Origin of the sequence: Phaeodactylibacter xiamenensis (assembly GCF_000759025.1) — a bacterium.
In the GTDB taxonomy this organism is placed as follows: Bacteria; Bacteroidota; Bacteroidia; order Chitinophagales; family Saprospiraceae; genus Phaeodactylibacter; species Phaeodactylibacter xiamenensis.
In genome coordinates, this window is record NZ_JPOS01000020.1 from 281,878 (window position 1) to 300,581 (window position 18,704).

The following is an 18,704-nucleotide window of genomic DNA, read 5'->3' on the forward strand; positions in this document are numbered from 1 at the left end:
GACCTGCTTTTTGGAATGAAGAAGGGCCCTGCTTGCACGCAGCGCCCTTCATTAACTTTTATAGTATCGGCTGTTTTTTTTAGGCAGCCTTTAGTTGCTTGCTGATTTTAGAGCGGCTGAGCTTTTCCTCTGCGTATGCTTTTGTGATTTCAAACCGGTCGACATCCTGCCGGGAAGGCAGTTCGAACATCGCATCTGTCATCACAGCCTCGCAGATAGACCGCAGGCCGCGCGCACCAAGATTGAAATCCAGCGCTTTTTCGGCAATAAACTCAATCGCATCCTCTGAAAACTCCAGCTTGATACCTTCCAGATCAAACAGTTTTTGGTATTGCTTGATGAGGGCATTGCGTGGCTCCACCAGAATTTGCTTGAGCGCTTCGATATCCAAAGGCTCCAGATAGGCCAGTACCGGCAAACGCCCCAGTAGTTCAGGGATCAGCCCAAAGGTGCGGAGATCCTGATGACTAATGTACTGCAGGAGCTTGGTCCGGTCAACCGCATCAGTAGAAGCTTCTTTGTTTTTAAAGCCGATGACGTGGGTATTCACCCGGCGGGCGATTACCTTCTCAATACCGTCAAAAGCACCTCCGCAAATGAAGAGGATATTGCTCGTATTGATTTTGACCAGCTTTTGTTCCGGGTGCTTGCGCCCCCCCTGTGGCGGGACATTGACATCAGTGCCTTCCAGCATCTTCAGCATAGCTTGCTGCACGCCTTCACCGGAGACATCGCGTGTGATAGAAGGGTTGTCGCTTTTGCGTGCTACCTTATCGATCTCGTCAATGTATACAATGCCCTTTTCAGCGGCTGCCACGTCATAGTCACATACCTGTAGCAGTCGGCTGAGAATGCTTTCCACATCTTCCCCAACGTAGCCGGCTTCTGTGAATACGGTAGCATCAACTATGGAGAAGGGTACATTCAGGAACTTCGCAATGGTTTTAGCCAGCAGGGTTTTGCCTGTGCCGGTTTGACCTACAAAGACGATGTTGGACTTTTCGATCTCAATATCATCATTGCGGTGCTGCCGCAGGCGCTTGTAGTGGTTATAAACCGCTACGGAAAGAAACTTTTTGGCTTCGTCCTGCCCGATGACATATTCATCGAGATGCCCCTTGATTTCCTGTGGCGTGATTTTATCTGGCAACAGAAAGTCCTGCTGTGGTGCTTCTTCTTCCTTGCGTTTGCCACCGTAGAGTTCTTCTTCAATGATTTCCCCTGCCTGTTCAACACAAACCTCACAGATGTGCCCGTCAATACCGGCAATGAGAATAAGTGCTTCAGACTTGTCCCTTCCGCAGAAGGAACAACGGTAGCTTTGTTTGCTTTTTCGCATACGCTGCTGTTTATAAAACTGCCGGCCAAAACAGCCTGGCTTGAATCGCTCAAAAAGAGACAGGGCGGACTCTGCGGCAGGGTCCGCCCGTCAGGGTTGTTTATATTTTTTCTTTGCGTGGGCTGTTACGGTCCAGAACCTCATCGATCAGTCCGTACTCTTTAGCCATTTCTGCAGTCATCCAGTTGTCGCGGTCGCAGTCTTCCTCGATTTTTTCGTAAGGCTGGCCGGTGTGCTGTGCAAGAATATCATACAATTGCTTTTGCAGGTCCTTGATCAGCTTGTAGGAAATCTCCATATCAGTGACCTGACCCTGCATGCCACCCAGTGGCTGATGGATCATGACCCGGCTGTGGCGGAGGCAGGTACGCTTACCTGTCTCTCCTGCTGTAAGCAATACAGCGCCCATAGAAGCAGCGAGGCCCGTACAGATTGTATTCACATCCGGAGCCACATACTGCATGGTATCGTAAATGCCTAGTCCGGCAATTACACTGCCACCCGGGCTGTTGATGAACATCTGCACGTCGCGCTTGGGGTCATCAGACTCCAAGAAAAGGAGCTGTGCCTGAATAACATTTGCAACGTAGTCGTTTACGGGCACACCCATGAAAATGATACGGTCCATCATCAGGCGGGAGAAGACGTCCATTGGGAAAACGTTCTTGATGCGCTCATCGATGATAGCCGTGGTGAAACCCTGTACATTAGGGCCTGCACCCATACCCATTGGAGTGGTTTGGTCGATGTATTTTTCGAGGTGCATGCTACTCATACCTAGGTGCTTGGTAGCATACTTCATGAATTCGTTCTTTTGGAACATGCGCTTTTTGCTTTAAGGTCTTATCCGGAGCAAAAACTCCGATGCGGTTTGAATATCAACTGTATTAACAACTTTGGTGCCCTGGGGTTGAATAAATAAAAAAAAGACTTGGAGCACCACCGTTTAAATATCAGAAAATATTTAATCGGCGCGTAATCCAAGCCTTTTCTCCGGTCCTGCTTACTCTTCTTCCTCCGCTACAGCGGGGATATTAGAGGCCTGTGCCGCTTTTACGGCACCTTCAAACTCCTCAAGGCTTACCGGCTTTTCTTCAACATTGACTTTCTCGATCAGGACTTCGAAGGTACGGTCGGTGAGGACTTCCTCGTACAGCTGCTCTACCTGCTTTTGGTCCTGAAGGATGCGCTGCGCGGTGCTATCCACGATCTGCTCCATGCCCGGCATAGATTGCCCTCCGAAATACTGACGGATGCGGCGGCGGGCGGCCTCTACGATATCGTCATTATTGACCTCTATCTCAAACTGCTCTACCAGCTTATTGCGGATCAGCGACCACTGGAGGTTCTTTTCGAAATTGTCGTACTCTTTTTCTATCGTCTCTTCGTCAACATCTTCGTTGTTGGCTTGCATCCACCGCTTGAGGAACGCTTCCGGGAACTCCATAGGATTTAGCTCCAGCAGTTTCTCCTGAATATCGCGGGACATAAGCGCTTCTGCCTGACCGTTGTAAAAGCCTTTGATCTGCTCGCGGATTTTCTCACGGGCTTCGGCTTCAGAAGTCACTTCTCCTTCTCCGAAAGTCTGATCGAAGAATTCCTGGTCCATTTCAGCAGGAACGATGCGTGTAACCTCAGTGATAGTGGCTTCAAATTCATTATTGAATTCTTTTTCAGCATCCTCCTCCTCGTCCAGGTCGAGGTAATATCTGCGGGCGTAGTCTTCGTCCCGGCCATTCTCAATATTAAGGATGTCAATCTTAAGCTTATCGCCCTGCTTTTTCTCCTTAAGGGCTTGCTTCAGGTCTTCGTTGGTGTTGTTGCCGATAAGCAGGCTGAATTCAGAAGTGATGCCATCTGCTTTAAGCGCATCGCCGTCCAGCTCAGCCACTTCCAGTTTCACCATGTCGTTGTCCTGTATAGTGTCTTCCACGGCCTTGCGCTCGCCGGCGCGCTTGCGGGCGGCTTGCAGGTCTTCGTCTATCATCTCTTCGCCGGGCTCTACGGCCATCTTTTCGAAAGTCGTGTGCTCATCGGCACCCTGTACTTCAAAATCCGGTGCGAGGCCGAGGTCAAATTTGAAAACGTAGTCCTGAAGGGTCTTCAGGTCAAAGTCCTGCGGTTCCTGATCAGCCGAAGGCAGGGGCTGTCCCAATATTTTGATATCGTTATCGGTCAGGTAGTCGTACAGCTCTTTCTGGAGCATTTCATTGATGACATCTGCCAGTACGCCTTTACCGTACATCTTTTTCAGAACAGATGCAGGCGTCTTCCCTTTCCGGAAGCCTTTCATGTTGGCTTGCTTACGATATTTGCTGAGTTCTGTTTTGAACTTAGGCTCGTAATCACTTTTCTCGAGGGTCACCGTGAGTACGGCGTTCAGGTTGTCGATATTTTCGTGTTCGACTTTTGGCATAACGCTTGGCGTTTGATGAATTCAATATTAAAGTGCAGGCTCTGAGCTTTGCGAGAACCCGTAACCCGAAGTGAAAGTTGAATGCTTGGTTATCGGGTAAGTATAATAAAGGCTGCATAACTCTAAGTGCTCATGCAGCCTTCGCGGTCGGCGCTCTGACCCATGCCCGGGTGGGCATGCATTTTACGCTCGCTGAGTATTTGGGTGATTGCAGGCTATGCACACTGCAATTTTCTTTTCCTTGTGCGGGTGGAGGGACTTCCCGGTAATCCTGACCTATGTCTTGTGAGACCGGGATAGACTTCTCGCCCCTCCACTTGCCTTTTCTTTTCCTTGTGCGGGTGGAGGGACTCGAACCCCCACGCCGTTAAGCACTAGATCCTAAGTCTAGCGCGTCTACCAATTTCGCCACACCCGCTCGGAAGATTGACCACTCAACAGGCATGTATGCTACGTTTAGCGACTGCGAGTTGCCACATCTCATTAAATGAGCGGCAAAGATAAGGTTTTTGTTCGGAAACTGCTACCTAAGGCGTAAAAAATAATATCTAAAGGGGGGAGTCTATAGCTGGGAGTGCAGGCAGGCTGAAAAGTATGTTGGAAACGAAATTCTTTTTATTAGATTTGTAAAAAGGCTGCAGAAGCAGTAACTACAGTGATTGCTCCTTACCAAAACAACCCTATCCACCTTTTCAGCCTAAAGCAGCAGCAACGGCATGCTCCAATTGAATCAACTGCAATGATAAAAGACGATTTATTGGCTGGGATGGTGAAACGTTTTCCATTGTATATCGTTGAATATTAAATATTTGTGAAAGTCAGCACTAAAAGTGGACGATAGGCATTGCCTGTGCGTTCTATTAAAGTAACTTAGTCAATCAGCAAATCTGTACACGTGAACTAACAAATTACTAATCCAGCAGGACACACAAGATTATGGCAGAGGTATTGATCGAAAATAATGAAGAAAGGCAGCTCATTCAGGGTGCATACCGCGATTTGCTCCGGTCTATCAAGTCAGATGTGTATGAAGAGGACCGCGTAAATATCCGGGCAGCCTATGAGCTAGCTGTGCAGGCCCATGCTGCCCAGCGGCGTAAGTCGGGAGAACCTTACATCCTGCATCCTATCGCTGTAGCCAAGATTTGTGCTGATGAGATTGGGCTTGGGCCCACTGCTATCATTTGCGCTCTTCTGCACGACGTTGTTGAGGATACGGAGGTGACCCTGGAGGATATTCGGGAGCAATTTGGGGCCCGTATTGCGAAAATCGTGGATGGCCTCACCAAGCTGGATAGTGCCTATAATGCAGAGAGCCCCCAGGCAGAGAACTTCCGTAAAGTGCTCAGCACACTGGTGGATGATGTGCGGGTGGTGCTCATCAAGATGGCTGACCGCCTGCATAACATGCGTACCCTCGGGGCTATGCCGCGCCACAAGCAGCTCAAGATTGCAGCTGAGACGAGTTATGTTTATGCTCCTCTGGCGCACCGGTTGGGGCTCTACAATATCAAGACGGAGTATCTGGACCTCTGTATGAAAATTACAGACCCGGACGACTACCGCGAGATCGCCCGAAAACTGGCAGAAACAAAGCGCTCAAGAGAAGCCTATATTTCTGCTTTTATTGAGCCGCTGCGCCAAAAGCTGAATGACCTTGACGTCCCCTACGAAATTGTGGGGCGTGCTAAGTCCATTTATTCCATCTGGAATAAGATCAAGAATAAGAATGTCCCTTTTGAGGAAATATATGACCTCTTTGCAGTCCGCATCATAGTAGACGTGCCAATTGAGCAGGAACGACTGATCTGCTGGCAGATTTACAGCATCGTGACGGATGTGCACACGCCTATACCTGAGCGGCTCAAAGATTGGATTACTACGCCCAAGTCCAATGGTTACGAATCCTTACATACCACCGTTATCGGGCCACAGGGCCGCTTTGTGGAAGTCCAGATCCGCTCGGTACGCATGGATGAGATCGCCGAGCGTGGATTTGCTGCGCACTGGAAGTATAAGGGAGTGTCCAGAAATCCTGACCTGTATGAGCGCTGGCTGGATAGCGTGCGGGAAATCCTGGAGGATCCGCAAACGGATGCCGTTGAATTTTTGGGCGACTTTAAATCCAATAACCTCTTCAACGAGGAGGTATTTGTTTACACGCCCAAAGGCGATATGCGCATTTTGCCGAAAGGTGCTACTGCACTCGACTTTGCCTTTGGCATTCATTCTGATGTGGGCTACCACTGCCAGGCAGTACGGGTGAACAACCGCATTGTGCCCATGGGCTACGAATTGCGCAACGGGGACCAATTGGAGGTCATCACCAATAAGAAACAGCACCCTACAGAGGACTGGCTGAAAATGGTGACAACCGGGAAAGCCCGCGCTAAAATCCGCTCCGCCATGAAAGAGGAGCGCCGCCGACAGGGAGAGGTCGGCCGGGAAGCGCTGGAGCGCAAGTTGAAACCGCTGAAGGTGGACTATGAAGAGTCTGTGGAGCAGCTTGTCAAATATTATGATACCACCTCGCACGTAGACCTTTATTTTGCTATAGCGACTGGCGAGCTGAATGTTAATGATATTTTGAAAACCCATCAGGTTGATGTTTATAACGATGGCTCCCGCCATTTGGTGGAGCGCCCGGAAGAACCGGTGGAAGCCGAACGTGCACCGGAAGATGTGCCCAAGCGCCGCCGCCAGAAAATTACGGATAAGCCGCGCCTGCTGATCAACGGAGAACCGGCGGAGCGCTTTGATTACTCTTTCGCCAGTTGCTGTAACCCGGTGCAGGGCGATGCCATCTTTGCCTACCTGACGGCTAATGCCGGATTGAAGATTCATCGTTCAAATTGCCCGAATGCGACCAATTTGATCGCACACTACGGCTATCGGGTCATGAAGGCCGAGTGGGTGTCTACCACCAATTCCACCTTTGTGGTCAATCTGAAAATCACGGGTATTGACGATGGGCCGGGTGTGATTGAGCGGCTTACCCACAGTATTTCCACCAATTTGGGGCTCAATATCCGTTCCTTTAGCATCGAAGGGAACGAAGGCTACTTCACCGGTCAGATCAGTCTGCTGGTAAAAAATACAGACCAGCTGTATATGGCTATTCAGGGCCTCAAGAACTTAGATAACATCTCTACTGTTACTAGGGTAGATTAATTTTAACAAGTATCTGGATATGAGTGCGGGCAGAACACAAGAGGAAATCATCAAAGAGGTTAAAAATATTTTTGCCTCCCACCTTGAGAAGAACAACTTCCGGAAGACCCCGGAGCGCTTTGCGATTTTGGAAGAAATCTATAAGCGTACAGACCACTTCGATGCCGAAGCGCTCTACATCCACATGAAAAACCAAAACTACCGGGTGAGCCGGGCAACAGTTTACAACACCTTGGAATTGCTGGTAAATTGTGACCTGGTGAAGAAGCATCAGTTTGGTAAAAACCTGGCGCAGTACGAGAAGTCTTACGGCTACAAACAACACGATCACCTGATCTGCGTTGATTGTGGTAAGGTCCTTGAGTTTTGCGATCCGCGTATTCAGCAAATCAAGAGTATGATGGGAGAGTTATTAAAGTTTAATATCACCCACCACTCTCTCAACCTCTACGGGCAGTGCGATGGTGCCTGCCCCCGGACTGCTGCCGTAAATGCGGACGCTGAGGCGGCTAAACCGTAAGAAATATCACTGCACCCATGAACTTAAACTACTCTCTTGCCGAAAAAGACGGCATACAGGTACTCCAAATTAAGGATTTGCTGAGCGAGCACGCCAACCGCGAGATCATCAAGGCTGTAGAGCACAAGCTGCGCGAGGGGTATGCATCCTTTGTGGTAGACCTTGCTGCCGTAGAATACATGAATAGCGTAGGGCTCAATTTCCTCCTTACGATGCGGGCCCGGTCTACGGAAAGTGGCGGAGGTCTGGTTGTAGCTAATGTCTCCGAAAAGGTGAAGAGCTTGCTGGATATGACTAAGCTTACACCTATGTTTGTTATGAGTACTTCCGTTGAGCAGGCATTGCAAAAAGTACAGCAAAACTAAATCGTTCTCTGCCTTAACTCAAGAAATCTTAGGATTATTCAACCTGATGGATACTGGTATTCCGTCAGGTTTTGTTAATTTGCTCCCTTTGTACAAAAAGACACTTTCCCGGCCACCAAGTAGACGGCAGCCGGGTTTCTAAATTTTAAAAAATGGCGATTGACGTAATCCTCGGCCTGCAATGGGGCGATGAGGGAAAAGGAAAAATTGTTGATTACCTGGCTTCCGATTACGATATAGTAGCGCGCTTTCAGGGCGGGCCCAATGCTGGGCATACCCTGAAGTTTGACGGCAAAAAGTTTGTCCTGCACACGATCCCTTCCGGTATTTTCCGCATGGAACAGAAAAACCTGATCGGCAACGGTGTAGTCATTGATCCGATTACGCTGTCTAAAGAGCTGGATAAGCTCCGGGACGCAGGTGTTAGCTTCAAAGATCGCTTGCTGGTGTCGAAAAAAGCGCACCTGATTTTACCCACGCACCGCTTGCTGGATGCGGCTTCCGAAAATGCCAAAGGGAAGGCCAAAATTGGTTCCACCCTCAAAGGTATCGGGCCTACTTACATGGATAAAACGGGCCGCAATGGCCTGCGGGCCGGTGATATAGCCCGTCCTGATTTTATGGAGCGTTACCTCGCGCTTAAGGAAAAGCACCTCAGCCTGCTGGAGATTTATCCCCCTGTCGATTTCGATCTGGAGGCGGAAGAAGCCCGGTGGATGGAGTGCCTCAATGAGCTGCGTGCCCTGCAAATGGTGGATGGTGAATATTACATCAATGAAGCATTAAAAGCCGGCAAGAAGATCCTTGCTGAAGGCGCACAGGGCTCTATGCTGGATATTGACTACGGTACCTATCCTTTCGTTACCTCTTCCAATACCATTTCTGCTGGTGTATGCACCGGCTTAGGCGTAGCACCCAGCCAAATTGGCGAGGTCATCGGTATCACCAAAGCGTATTGTACCCGGGTAGGCTCCGGTCCGTTCCCTACTGAGCTGCACGATGAGACCGGTGAACGGCTTCGGGCGGAAGGCGGTGAATTTGGCGCAACCACTGGCCGCCCTCGGCGCTGCGGCTGGATTGACCTGCCTCAGCTGCGCTACACCATTATGGTTAATGGCGTCACTCAGCTGGTAATGACAAAAATCGACGTCCTGAATGTTTTTGAGGACATTAGTGCGGCTATTGCCTATAAGATTGACGGTATGGAAACGCAAGCCCTGCCTTACGATATTTGTGATCAGGAGTTGGAGCCCATCTTTGAATCCAGAAAGGGCTGGGCGGTAACGCTCGACGGTATTACAGCCTTCGATGCGCTGCCAGAAGCTGCTAAAGACTACATTGTTTACATAGAGCAACAGCTGAATGTAAGGATATCTATGGTTTCTACCGGGCCCGAACGGGAAAAACTAATCGTGCGTTAACCGGAGTAGTTACTTCTGTGCCGTGATAATGTACTGATAATCCAATGCAGTATCGTTGGTTTTTATAGATTGATAACCTGCTTCGTACATCATCTCTTCGAGCCTGTACAGGGGCAACCGTATGGTGGAAGGAGGGCCTATGTCCGTACGCTTCCGTTTAAAGTCAACGATCATTAACAGGCCATTGTCAGATAAGCACTTGCGTAGGGTCCTGAGGTAGGTATCTTTATCCCGGATATACATAAACGTGTTGACAATCATAATGACATCTGCTTCCTCGGGCTCAAGGTTAGGATGTGTGGGTGAGGCCAGGCGGGTTTCCAGCCGTTGTGCAGCGGTTTCATCCATCTCCAGTACCTTTATACTGTCGATATAATTGAGAAAGCGCTGGTCAATATCAATAGCAATGACCTTTTCTGCTTTCTCTGTAAGCCGTTTGGCAAAAAAACCGGTGCCTGCTCCAATATCGGCTACTGTTTTATTGTCGAGGTCGCCCAGCATACTCAGGATCATCTCCGGTTTTTGCCACACCATCCGGTTGGTATTCTCGTACATCTCTTTTTCCTTTACCCGGGCTCTGGTTTCGGTGACAGTATCCTCTGCCGCCTCTGTTGGTGTGGTTTCAGTAATTTGATCAGGGTAGGCCGTTTGTTCCGAAGAAGAAGAGGATGAAGGCTGGCAAGACCAGATCAGCGTTGCGGTAAGCAGGAAAAACAGTAGTCGGTGTAGCATAAAGAATTTATTTACGCCAAAGTTAGTAAACCGTTGCTTAATCTGAACGATAATAGGCTTTGCTGTAGGTCTTCCTACTGGCACAAAGTCAGCAGAAACTGTTCCATGGCTTTTCGGATTTTACCTCCTGAGCCTTCGTAACGGTTTACGATGATGGAAAAAGCCAGCCGCTGCCCATCGCGCGTATCCACATAACCGGTTAGTGCACGTACCCGCTCCAGCGTACCGGTTTTGGCTAAAACACGCCCTTCTGCCGCAGTGCCTTTCAGGGCATACTTCATAGAACCGCTTCTTCCGGCTACCGGCAAGGAGGCTTCAAAGGCCTGGAACACATCGGCTGGTCCGAGGGCCATCTTACGCATGAAGGCGGCGAGAAAGCGCGCAGGTACCGCATTGCCCTCTGACAAACCACTGCCATCGTCCAGAAAAACTCCTTCCCAGCTGAGGCCCCGGCTTTCCCAGTATTCCTGTATGGCTTTATGGCCAGCTGCGTAACTGCCTTCCTGACTCTGCTCCCATCCAATTGTGCGCAGCATCGCTTCACAGTAGAGGTTGATACTCTCCATATTAGTCCGTTCCACAATAGCGGAAAGGGCAGGAGAGTAGTGGGTGTAAAGCGTGGTCTTTTCTGAATTAGCTGCCACAAAGGACCGGTCCGCTCCCCCGGCGGGGATACCTACCCCAGACAGTTCCTGTTGCAGTGTCTGTGCCAAAAGTAAGGGAGGGTCAGGTAGTGCTCCTTTGATGGTGAAAGTGCCGCTTCCGGCAGGGATGCTGCCCCTTACATAGCGTTCCATCTGGTAGGGCGCGCCGAAAATATAAGCGTTGTCGCCGGAGCCCGGGCTGCCAGAGACCACCTCGTTGCTAAAGGTCAGGCCTGGTACAAAGGGGGTGGTGCCGGATATCGGAGGTGTCTTCCCCTCCGCTGTTTGTTTAAAATGTAGTTCGTGCAGGTTCTCGTGCCAGTTGAGCGACCAGGCACCGGCAGCGTAGTAGTTGCCCATGTCTTCCCACTGCCAGGTCCGGCAGTAAGCCTGCGATCCAAAAGCGGAGGCATCTCCGATCACACTGCCTTTAACATGGCGAATGCCGGCCCGCTGCACCGCTAACCGAAACAGGCGAAGCGTCTCTTCCGGACCAGAGGCTGCTTCCAGCAAGGGAGAGCCCAAGGTAGGGTCCCCGCTGCCATATAGGAAAAGATTACCTTCAAGTACGCCGCTTTTATTGATGGTGCCTTCGTACTGCAGCTTTGTCGAAAAGCGGTAGTCCGGGCCGAGCAAAGCAAGGGCGCTGCCAGTAGTGAGGACCTTCAGGTTGGACGCTGGCTTGAGGCTTAAATCAGGATCAACCTGCGCCACTGTTTTACCGGAAGCGACATCAATGACGCATAAGCTGATGCTGCCGTGTTTCAGAGCAGGGCTCGCCGCCAATCGGTCGGCGGCCCTCTGCCAGCTGCTCTGTGCAGTAGCGGGCTGGCTAAAGCTTAACATCAGCAGGGCAAGGGCAAGGTACTTGAACATGCGAAAGCGGATTTTTAAGGTTGAGCAGGAAGCACTTTCCCTGCTGCTTTACCGAAGCCAATACGCAATCCGTCCTGCTCACAGTATCCGCGCATCGTCACAGTGTCTCCATCGTGGATGAACTTGCGCTCGCTGCCATCGGGCATGGCGATAGGCTTAGTGCCCCGCCAGGTAAGCTCCAGCATAGAGCCATAAGAGGACTCCTCCTGCCCACTAATCGTACCTGATGCCATGATGTCCCCCACCCGGAGGTTGCATCCATTGACAGTATGGTGCGCCAGTTGCTGCGCCATGCTCCAGTACAGGTACTTGAAGTTGGAGGTGCAAACCGTTTTCTCTTCACCGTTTTCCGGCTGAATGGCCATGCTGATATGGATATCGAAAGTATTTGCACCCTCTATTTGCAGGTAGGGTAGCGGTTCAGGGTTTTGCTTTGGGCCAGCCGTACGGAATGGCTCCAGTGCATCAAGGGTGACGATCCAGGGCGAAATGGTCGAGGCAAAGCTCTTGCCCAGGAAAGGCCCGAGCGGCACATATTCCCACTTTTGGATGTCGCGTGCTGACCAGTCGTTGAAGAGCATCATCCCGAAGATGTACTCTTCTGCCTGCGCCACATCCACCCGGCTGCCGAGCTTAGTAGACTTGCCCACTACAAAGCCCATCTCCAGCTCAAAGTCGAGCAGTTTGGAAGGGCCAAAGACCGGCTGTTCCGCATCATTGGGGATTTGTTGCCCCATAGGACGGCGTACCGGTGTGCCGGAAACAATAATCGAAGAAGCACGGCCGTGGTAGCCCACAGGCAGGTGCAGCCAGTTCGGCATTAGCGCATTATCCTTGCCCCGAAACATGGTGCCAACATTGGTGGCATGCTCGCGGCTGGAGTAAAAGTCGGTGTAATCGCCCACTTCAACGGGGAGCAGCATTTCCACCTCCTGCTGTGGGTGGAGGAAGTAATCTGCCAGCTGACTGGCATCCCAGTCTTCCAGGTCATCGTCAAGCACTTCGGAAATGCGGTTGCGGACCGCACGGGTTTTGATTTTGCCCAAAGCCATAAAATTGTTAATCGTCGGCTGGGCAAAGACTTCCCGGGGCACGTCAAGGTCATCGAAAAAGCCATGTTCTGACAATACCTGCAAATCTGCGATGTGGTCTCCAATCGCAGTGCACATTCTCGGGGTCAGGCCCGGTGTTTTGAATATGCCAAAAGGTAAATTCTGTATCGGGAAATCGCTGCCCTTGGGTACGGGCACCCACGACTTAAGCTTAGGGTCGTTTGCTTTGATCATTACAATTTGGTTTTGAGCAAATGTAGGAAAATTACTGCAGCACTACTTTGTGTACTTCCATGCGATCTTCCATTTGGAGCTGAAGCCAGTATACGCCTGCCGGGAAAGCCTGCAACCTGAGCGTGCTCTTTTCCGGGAGGAGTGTTTCCTGCAGCAATTGCCCCTGCACGTTGTAGAGCCTGCCCCTGACAGTGTTTGAGCCTGCTGGCAGCCAGACATGGAGCAGCCCGGTAGTGGGGTTGGGGAAAATGCGCGCATCCCTGATCGGATTTTCAGCGCGTGTGGCGGTGACTGCCCCTTCTTTAAAAAAGGAAAATACTGGGCTGTACCGGGTCCCGCAGCGATTCAGGGCGACCACCCGCCAGAAATAAGGGCCGGCATCTAGCTCCGAGGGCAACGAAAAATAAGATTGAGCCACGGTTTTGCTAAAGGTCAGGGACTGGAATGCGGTATCCTGGCTAATTTCCAAGCGGAAGCTATCTGCCCCCACCGAAGGAGACCAGGAGAAGGACTGTTCCCCCTGGAATACAGGCGATGCATTATCAGGGTTAAACAAAATCGGCGGATTGGGCCTGGCTCCAATTTGAAGCTCTAATTCACAGAAGTGTATGGTGTTCCCATCACTCCCATAAATAAGGATGTCGTTTTCGGAAACGGAATACATGCTATCCAGCGTAAGGGAGGCAAAAGTCCCGGGCAGCGCCACTTCGGGTTGGAATGTGGCGGAAACCCCATCGGGCAGACCGGCTATGCCTAATTCCACCGGCTGTATAAATCCTGTACCGACAAAAATTTCAAACGTCTGTATCTGGTTGGTGCATGCTTCCAGGATATCGCTTTCAAGAAAAACCTCGGCTGCGGGCGGGTAGGTTGTGCATATTTCTATTTCCCAGTTTTTGAGTTGCCCGCCATCCTGGCTGAAGTTATCAAAAAGGATAAGTTGCCATTCACCCGCAGCGACTTCGCCAATGAGGCTGGATAAAGGCGACCCGGGCCGGAATTCCCCTGAGATAGCAGGTTCATTACCACAGGTGCCTTCAAGGTCAAAAGGACTGGCATCCGCATCATCGGAAAAGTGGAGGAAAAGATCGTCTCCGGGACAGCCAAATGGGATCAGCGGGAAGCCAGGGCGGTCAAAAAGCTGTACGGCCGTACCTCCCGGAGAGCGCAGCATACCCGATAAATCCCCGACATAGGTATGGTCGATTTCGATATTGCGCAAGGAAACGGAGCCTATCGTACCTTCTACATCGAGGTCCAATGCAGAAGAAATGGTATTCGGGCTGCTACTGGATATGGTAAGCGGGATTTCAGTGGCCTTTACGGTTTCGCACCGGATGGCAGAAGTGCTGAACCGAACACCTTCCGACCAGTCCCCGGGTCCACAGAGGTTGCGGGCCCGCACCCGGTAATGGTAGTTCGAATAGGCATCCAGCGTTGCGCCCTGATAGGTGGTGCCGCCCAGATTCGATAAGGACGCCACGAGGTTGCTGAACCCGCTGTCGACTGAAATTTGCAAATCGTAGCCGGTGGCATTTGCTGCGGGCAACCACGAGAATTCCGGAGCAAGGGAGACCCCTGCGGCTTCGGGCTCAGGGTAGGAAGTGGCGACTGCCTGAGGAGCATCGGCTACCAGAAAAATAGAGGTAGATTCCGTAACCGAACTGTATTCATCAGCAGCAGTAACGGAGAAGCTGAGCATGCCGGTCGTCAGGCTCGGTCCGTAAGCATTGAGCGTAAGGGTAACGGTACTGCCACCGGAAGCAGTGGCCGGGCTCAGGCTGTAGTCTACACCAGCGGGCAATCCATTAACTTCCAGGTTCACGGTGCCGGTAAAGGCCTCTGCGATTTCTATTTCAAAGTCAGCAGTGCCGGGAATACAAATCGCTGTGACGGACGGCTGAATAAAAATAGAGGCATTGCAACTGGACAGCAACCGCCCCTCGAGAAAGAACAAATTTTCACCATTGGGTGCCAGCCAGTCCTTGAGGCGGGAGGTAGAGGTGCCGCCTCCTTCCCAGCTTGACCGGATCCAGCCGAAGGCATCGTATTCGTCATTACTGCAGCTCGCACCGCCGCCGTGAAGCTGTCCGACAATCCGCCCCTGCTTATTAAACAGTGGTGCGCCGGAGGAACCCACTTCAGTACTGCCCACACTCCAGTCCGGCACAATCAGGTGATTACCGTTAGGGACTTCCTGATTACCATTGCCCCAAATACCCGGATAAGTATCGTTGAAGGCGAAGCTGATGCGTTTTTCAGCTCCGTCGGGGTGGTGTACACAAATCACGGTGTCTTGCGGTGGGGTGGCTTCGCGGGACCAGCCGGCAAAGTAGGCCTGCGAAGAGGAAGGGATAGGATCGTCAAGTTCCAAAAGCACAAAGTCGGAAGGCTGGTAACCTGCGCGGTAGGTAGCCCCTGTATTGAAGTTGTTGAGGCTGCCATTGCCGGGGTTACTGCTGGCTACGGTACCCGGCTGCCGGCAGTATGAATTTTGATAATTCCAGTAAACGACCACTGAGGGGGCGTTGGAAGGCGTTACATCACAGTGAAAAGCGGAAAGGAAGTACGGGCGGCAGTCATTGTCGGTATTATTGATTAGTGCCCCTGTGCAGAAGGTTTCGCCCCCCATACCATAGACCGCTACCGATTGGATCACGTCCCGGTAAAGGTCTACTATGCCCCAGCCATTAGCCTCGCCACAGAGTACGTCAAGGTGGCAGGCGCCGGTTGTAACGCCAAAGAAGTTAAGGAAGTCGTGGTTGATACTGGTGAGGCGAAGCCGGAGGTTGGGGCGCTCGTGGGCTGGAATAACCACCTCGAGTACCAGGTCGTCACCGCCCAGCACAGGTGTCCAGAGTTGCTGATGCCCTTCGTTGTCGGAAGGAGTAAAGGGCCCAAGAATTTCCGTTTGTAGCGGATCATAGAGCAGGAGACGACCTCCGGCAGGCATATAATATTCGGTAAAGCCTAAATTGATGGAGTGAGCATTGGGCGACTGAATGCGAAGCCGCCAGAGCATATCGCCATTAGGCAGATCTTCCCATAATCCAGTCTCTGTGGGTCGGATATCCACTTCCCGACGTTGGGCGAACCTGGGGGGGCGTTCCGGGCCGCGGCTGTCCAGCTCTTCCTGAAGGAGTGCTTCATTGTCCAGCGCAGTTAGGGCAATAACAGGCACTTCTGACAAGGGCGATGCACCCGGTACAGGTACCGCTTTTTGTCCAAAGAGCTCCAGGCTGACCGCAAGGAGCAGCAAAATAAGCAGACGATTGTGCATGCTGTGTCTCTATGATTTTCCCATTGTATGCCGGATATACACCAATGTACTACAATTCCTCATTGCAGGCAATTGATACTGTGCATTTGGCTCGATCCCGACATTCCGTATTTACTGGCCGGCCAGGAACAGGGCATTGCAAAACAGCAGTTGACCCTCTTCCCAGAAGCCCCGGAATAAAGGATTGTCAATCAGGTAAATGACTGAACCTTGTCCTTTGTTTTCGATGCCAAATACCAAAGTGCCCCCCTGCCTGCTAATGGCCTGGCTGCCGGCAAAACCAATTGGGGTTACCGGATCTTCCAGATAGCCCACATTCCAGCCCTCACTCAGCAATTGGTAGGCTGCTCCGGATGTCTTTAGGCTGTGGTAAGTTTTGCCCAGCCCGAAGCCCAATGGATGCGTGCTATCTACGTTTGCCGGGAAAATCGCGCCAGGTATATAGTTGGAAATCGCCCGGCGGCTGCTGCCCCCATAGGTCTCAGGAGCAGGCTTTTCTTCTGATTCGGTCTTGACCTCTTTTGAAGAAAGGTTGAAGCCTGATTGGCCGGCAAGGCTTCGGTTGGCTTGCCCCAGAGCAATCAACCGGCCGCCCTGACGCATCCAGCGCTGTAGGGCCTGATTGCTGGCTTCGTCAATACTGTAACGCCCTTCTGCCAATACGATGACGTTGTACTCGTCCAAATCAGTGGAAGACAATTGGTCAGCTTCCAGTAGGAATAGAGGGTACTCCAACACCTGCTCAAAGAAGTGCCAAACTTCCCCGTAGTTGCCCGCATCTACGGAGCTGCCGGCAAATAAGGCCACTTTTGGTGCTTTGAGGAAGTTGAGGTTGTCAGAGCCAAGGTCAAAGCCTTCATCCGAAAATCCGGTTTTCAGGGTTTTCAGCTGTTGTCCGTGTGCTTCAGCAATCTGCCGGACTTTCTCGTCAAACCCGCTCAGCTTGCGGTTGTCGGCCCGGGTGATGACCAAAGTGCCGCCCTCATAATCTTCACCCTGAATGCCAAAAGAAGCCATTGCAGACCGGACTTTGATGCCTTCCCGTTGCAAAGCGGCTAAAAAGCGGGCATCAGCTACGGAAGTCCATGGAGCCACGTAGGCGTAAGGCTTGTCGGCAGTAACCGGCGTCACTGCCGGGAGGGTATAGCCAGGGTCAGCATTAATTTTTTCGGCGCTGGCAAAAGCCTGCAGGCCGTAGGCATAAGGCAACGCCCAGGCGGTGATATCGTAGGTTAGGGAGTCTTCCAGCTTTGGGAAGGGTTCAAACAGGACTTGTGCTAACACGGACTGAGGCTGATAGGCGCTCACAATCAGGTCTCCCTTTTGGATAGCCACGCTTGCTTTTCCTCCTTTTTGGTAGTCAAAGGCAGAAAGCTTCCGGCTGTCTGTGGCTGTGCCGTATTGGATGTTGTTGCGGCCCAGCAGCTGGGTGAGTGCCTTGAGCTTGCCCACCGGATTATCCTTACTGATAACATAAGACCGGTATTCACCCATTGGGTCGCGCAGCGCTTTGTCGAAGTAGGCTTGAAATTTTTCCAGCATTTCTGATCGGGACCGGTAGGCCACCTCAATAGTGGAAAGGGCGGTCTTGGTATGGTGGGCAATACGGTCTTTCAGGGTCAGGGTGTCGCCGTTTTCCATCAGTATGGCCCTGCCGGAAATGCCGTGCCCGGCCTGCTCATAGGTCATACCCACCGCGCCATTGAAAGTAGGGTAGGTATCACCGTAGCTGGGGTAGAGCAGGTCGAATACCTCCCTTGTAAAGTACAACCAGCCCTGCTGATCAAAGTGGCGGGCGTGGTTCTGCCCGATTTCGTACTGGAAATCCGATTGCCAGTCGGTAATGAATTCATGATATGGTGCTGCAGCCGGGGCAAAGTAGTAGGGATTATCCGGATACTGCTCGTGGTAATCGACGTGGAGATGCGGCATCCATTGCTGATAAACCTCCATCCGATGCTGGCTTTCGGTTTGCGTTTGCCAGGCCCAGTCCCGGTTGAGGTCAAAGTGGTAGTGATTGACCCTTCCGCCCGGCCAGGGCTCCTGATGCTCAAGCGTCGCCCGTTCGGGCGTGTTGATAACTGGAGCCACCCGCCGGTACCAATCTGTATAGCGGGCGTAGCCATCGGGGTTGAGGGCGGGGTCCAGCAAAACCACGGTTTCTTTTAACCACTCACTGGCCTGAGGGTTGTCTTCCCGGACCAGTTCGTACAGTACGCTCATGCTGCTTTCGGTGGCTCCGGCCTCGTTGCCATGCACGCCGAAGCTAAGCCAAACAATGGCCTTGTCGAGTTCCGGGGAAGTTTCCCCTTCGATCTGCCGGGCGCGGCGGAGGTTGTTTTTTCGGATGTCTTCAAGACGGTCCAGGTTGCCAGGGTCGGAAATGGTGAGCAACAGCAACGGGCGCCCCTCGTAGGAAGTACCGTATTGCTGAATTTGAACCCTCGGGCTTTGGGCCGCCACGTGCTCCATATAATCAACGACAATATGGTGAGGAGTGAACTGCTCACCGTGCTGATGAGGCAAAAACGCCGAGGGGGAAAGCAATTGAGCATCTAGCAGAAGGGGCAGCCATAAAGCCGCGCAAATTAGCAGGAATCGGGAACTCATGCAGGATTGGATTTTCAACATTAGCCCGCAAAACTACTGATTTT

12 protein-coding genes and 1 tRNA gene are annotated in these 18,704 nt (G+C 51.7%); 4 read left to right on the plus strand and 9 right to left on the minus strand.

Going from position 1 to position 18,704, the window contains the following annotated elements; genetic code table 11:
• Window positions 1-79 precede the first annotated feature (79 nt).
• The 4 genes from clpX to IX84_RS10290 all read right to left on the minus strand — a co-directional run bounded on the left by clpX (window position 80) and on the right by IX84_RS10290 (window position 4,173).
• On the minus strand, window positions 80-1,339 hold the full coding sequence (clpX, locus tag IX84_RS10275) for an ATP-dependent Clp protease ATP-binding subunit ClpX (RefSeq protein ID WP_044219662.1): 1,260 nt from the start codon (window positions 1,337-1,339) through the stop codon (window positions 80-82).
• A gap of 100 nt (window positions 1,340-1,439) precedes the next feature.
• A complete protein-coding gene (locus tag IX84_RS10280; protein WP_044219666.1) occupies window positions 1,440-2,162 on the minus strand; it encodes a ClpP family protease in 723 nt (240 codons plus the stop codon).
• Between the two features lie 180 nt (window positions 2,163-2,342).
• Window positions 2,343-3,755, minus strand: a complete 1,413-nt coding sequence (tig, locus tag IX84_RS10285) for a trigger factor (RefSeq protein WP_044219669.1) — start codon at window positions 3,753-3,755, stop codon at window positions 2,343-2,345.
• 336 nt (window positions 3,756-4,091) lie between these two features.
• Window positions 4,092-4,173, minus strand: a tRNA-Leu gene (locus IX84_RS10290).
• Between the two features lie 518 nt (window positions 4,174-4,691).
• On the opposite strand from IX84_RS10290, the gene IX84_RS10295 reads away from it, so the two are divergent.
• The 4 genes from IX84_RS10295 to IX84_RS10310 all read left to right on the plus strand — a co-directional run bounded on the left by IX84_RS10295 (window position 4,692) and on the right by IX84_RS10310 (window position 9,232).
• Window positions 4,692-6,926 carry a RelA/SpoT family protein gene (locus IX84_RS10295; protein ID WP_044219671.1) on the plus strand — a complete coding sequence of 745 codons (2,235 nt, stop codon included), beginning with the start codon at window positions 4,692-4,694 and terminating at the stop codon, window positions 6,924-6,926.
• Window positions 6,927-6,945: 19 nt separating this feature from the next.
• Window positions 6,946-7,446: a Fur family transcriptional regulator gene (locus tag IX84_RS10300; RefSeq protein ID WP_044219674.1), complete on the plus strand. Its 501-nt coding sequence runs from the start codon at window positions 6,946-6,948 to the stop codon at window positions 7,444-7,446.
• A gap of 17 nt (window positions 7,447-7,463) precedes the next feature.
• Entirely contained in the window at window positions 7,464-7,811 is a 348-nt protein-coding gene (locus IX84_RS10305) for an STAS domain-containing protein (protein WP_044219676.1), read from the plus strand.
• Between the two features lie 152 nt (window positions 7,812-7,963).
• A complete protein-coding gene (locus IX84_RS10310) occupies window positions 7,964-9,232 on the plus strand; it encodes an adenylosuccinate synthase (protein WP_044219679.1) in 1,269 nt (422 codons plus the stop codon).
• A gap of 9 nt (window positions 9,233-9,241) precedes the next feature.
• On the opposite strand, the gene IX84_RS10315 is transcribed toward IX84_RS10310, so the two are convergent.
• The 5 genes from IX84_RS10315 to IX84_RS10335 form a co-directional block, all read right to left on the minus strand.
• On the minus strand, window positions 9,242-9,964 hold the full coding sequence (locus IX84_RS10315) for a class I SAM-dependent methyltransferase (RefSeq protein WP_044219682.1): 723 nt from the start codon (window positions 9,962-9,964) through the stop codon (window positions 9,242-9,244).
• Window positions 9,965-10,038: 74 nt separating this feature from the next.
• The gene (gene dacB / locus IX84_RS10320; protein WP_052515919.1) at window positions 10,039-11,484 is read right to left on the minus strand and encodes a D-alanyl-D-alanine carboxypeptidase/D-alanyl-D-alanine endopeptidase; all 1,446 of its coding nucleotides are present in this window, start codon (window positions 11,482-11,484) and stop codon (window positions 10,039-10,041) included.
• A 14-nt stretch (window positions 11,485-11,498) separates the two neighbouring features.
• Window positions 11,499-12,770 carry a fumarylacetoacetase gene (gene fahA / locus IX84_RS10325; RefSeq protein WP_044219685.1) on the minus strand — a complete coding sequence of 424 codons (1,272 nt, stop codon included), beginning with the start codon at window positions 12,768-12,770 and terminating at the stop codon, window positions 11,499-11,501.
• Window positions 12,771-12,801: 31 nt separating this feature from the next.
• Complete coding sequence (locus tag IX84_RS10330) at window positions 12,802-16,050, minus strand: T9SS type A sorting domain-containing protein (RefSeq protein WP_044219687.1); 3,249 nt, start codon at window positions 16,048-16,050, stop codon at window positions 12,802-12,804.
• A 111-nt stretch (window positions 16,051-16,161) separates the two neighbouring features.
• A complete protein-coding gene (locus IX84_RS10335; RefSeq protein WP_152604985.1) occupies window positions 16,162-18,660 on the minus strand; it encodes a M14 family zinc carboxypeptidase in 2,499 nt (832 codons plus the stop codon).
• Between the last annotated feature and the right edge of the window lie 44 nt (window positions 18,661-18,704).

Bases quoted from the DNA above. Each gene is read 5' to 3' on its own strand.
- clpX (WP_044219662.1), bottom strand. From the start codon at position 1,339: ATGCGAAAAAGCAAACAAAGCTACCGTTGTTCCTTCTGCGGAAGGGAC.
- IX84_RS10280 (WP_044219666.1), bottom strand. From the start codon at position 2,162: ATGTTCCAAAAGAACGAATTCATGAAGTATGCTACCAAGCACCTAGGT.
- tig (WP_044219669.1), bottom strand. From the start codon at position 3,755: ATGCCAAAAGTCGAACACGAAAATATCGACAACCTGAACGCCGTACTC.
- IX84_RS10295 (WP_044219671.1), top strand. From the start codon at position 4,692: ATGGCAGAGGTATTGATCGAAAATAATGAAGAAAGGCAGCTCATTCAG.
- IX84_RS10300 (WP_044219674.1), top strand. From the start codon at position 6,946: ATGAGTGCGGGCAGAACACAAGAGGAAATCATCAAAGAGGTTAAAAAT.
- IX84_RS10305 (WP_044219676.1), top strand. From the start codon at position 7,464: ATGAACTTAAACTACTCTCTTGCCGAAAAAGACGGCATACAGGTACTC.
- IX84_RS10310 (WP_044219679.1), top strand. From the start codon at position 7,964: ATGGCGATTGACGTAATCCTCGGCCTGCAATGGGGCGATGAGGGAAAA.
- IX84_RS10315 (WP_044219682.1), bottom strand. From the start codon at position 9,964: ATGCTACACCGACTACTGTTTTTCCTGCTTACCGCAACGCTGATCTGG.
- dacB (WP_052515919.1), bottom strand. From the start codon at position 11,484: ATGTTCAAGTACCTTGCCCTTGCCCTGCTGATGTTAAGCTTTAGCCAG.
- fahA (WP_044219685.1), bottom strand. From the start codon at position 12,770: ATGATCAAAGCAAACGACCCTAAGCTTAAGTCGTGGGTGCCCGTACCC.
- IX84_RS10330 (WP_044219687.1), bottom strand. From the start codon at position 16,050: ATGCACAATCGTCTGCTTATTTTGCTGCTCCTTGCGGTCAGCCTGGAG.
- IX84_RS10335 (WP_152604985.1), bottom strand. From the start codon at position 18,660: ATGAGTTCCCGATTCCTGCTAATTTGCGCGGCTTTATGGCTGCCCCTT.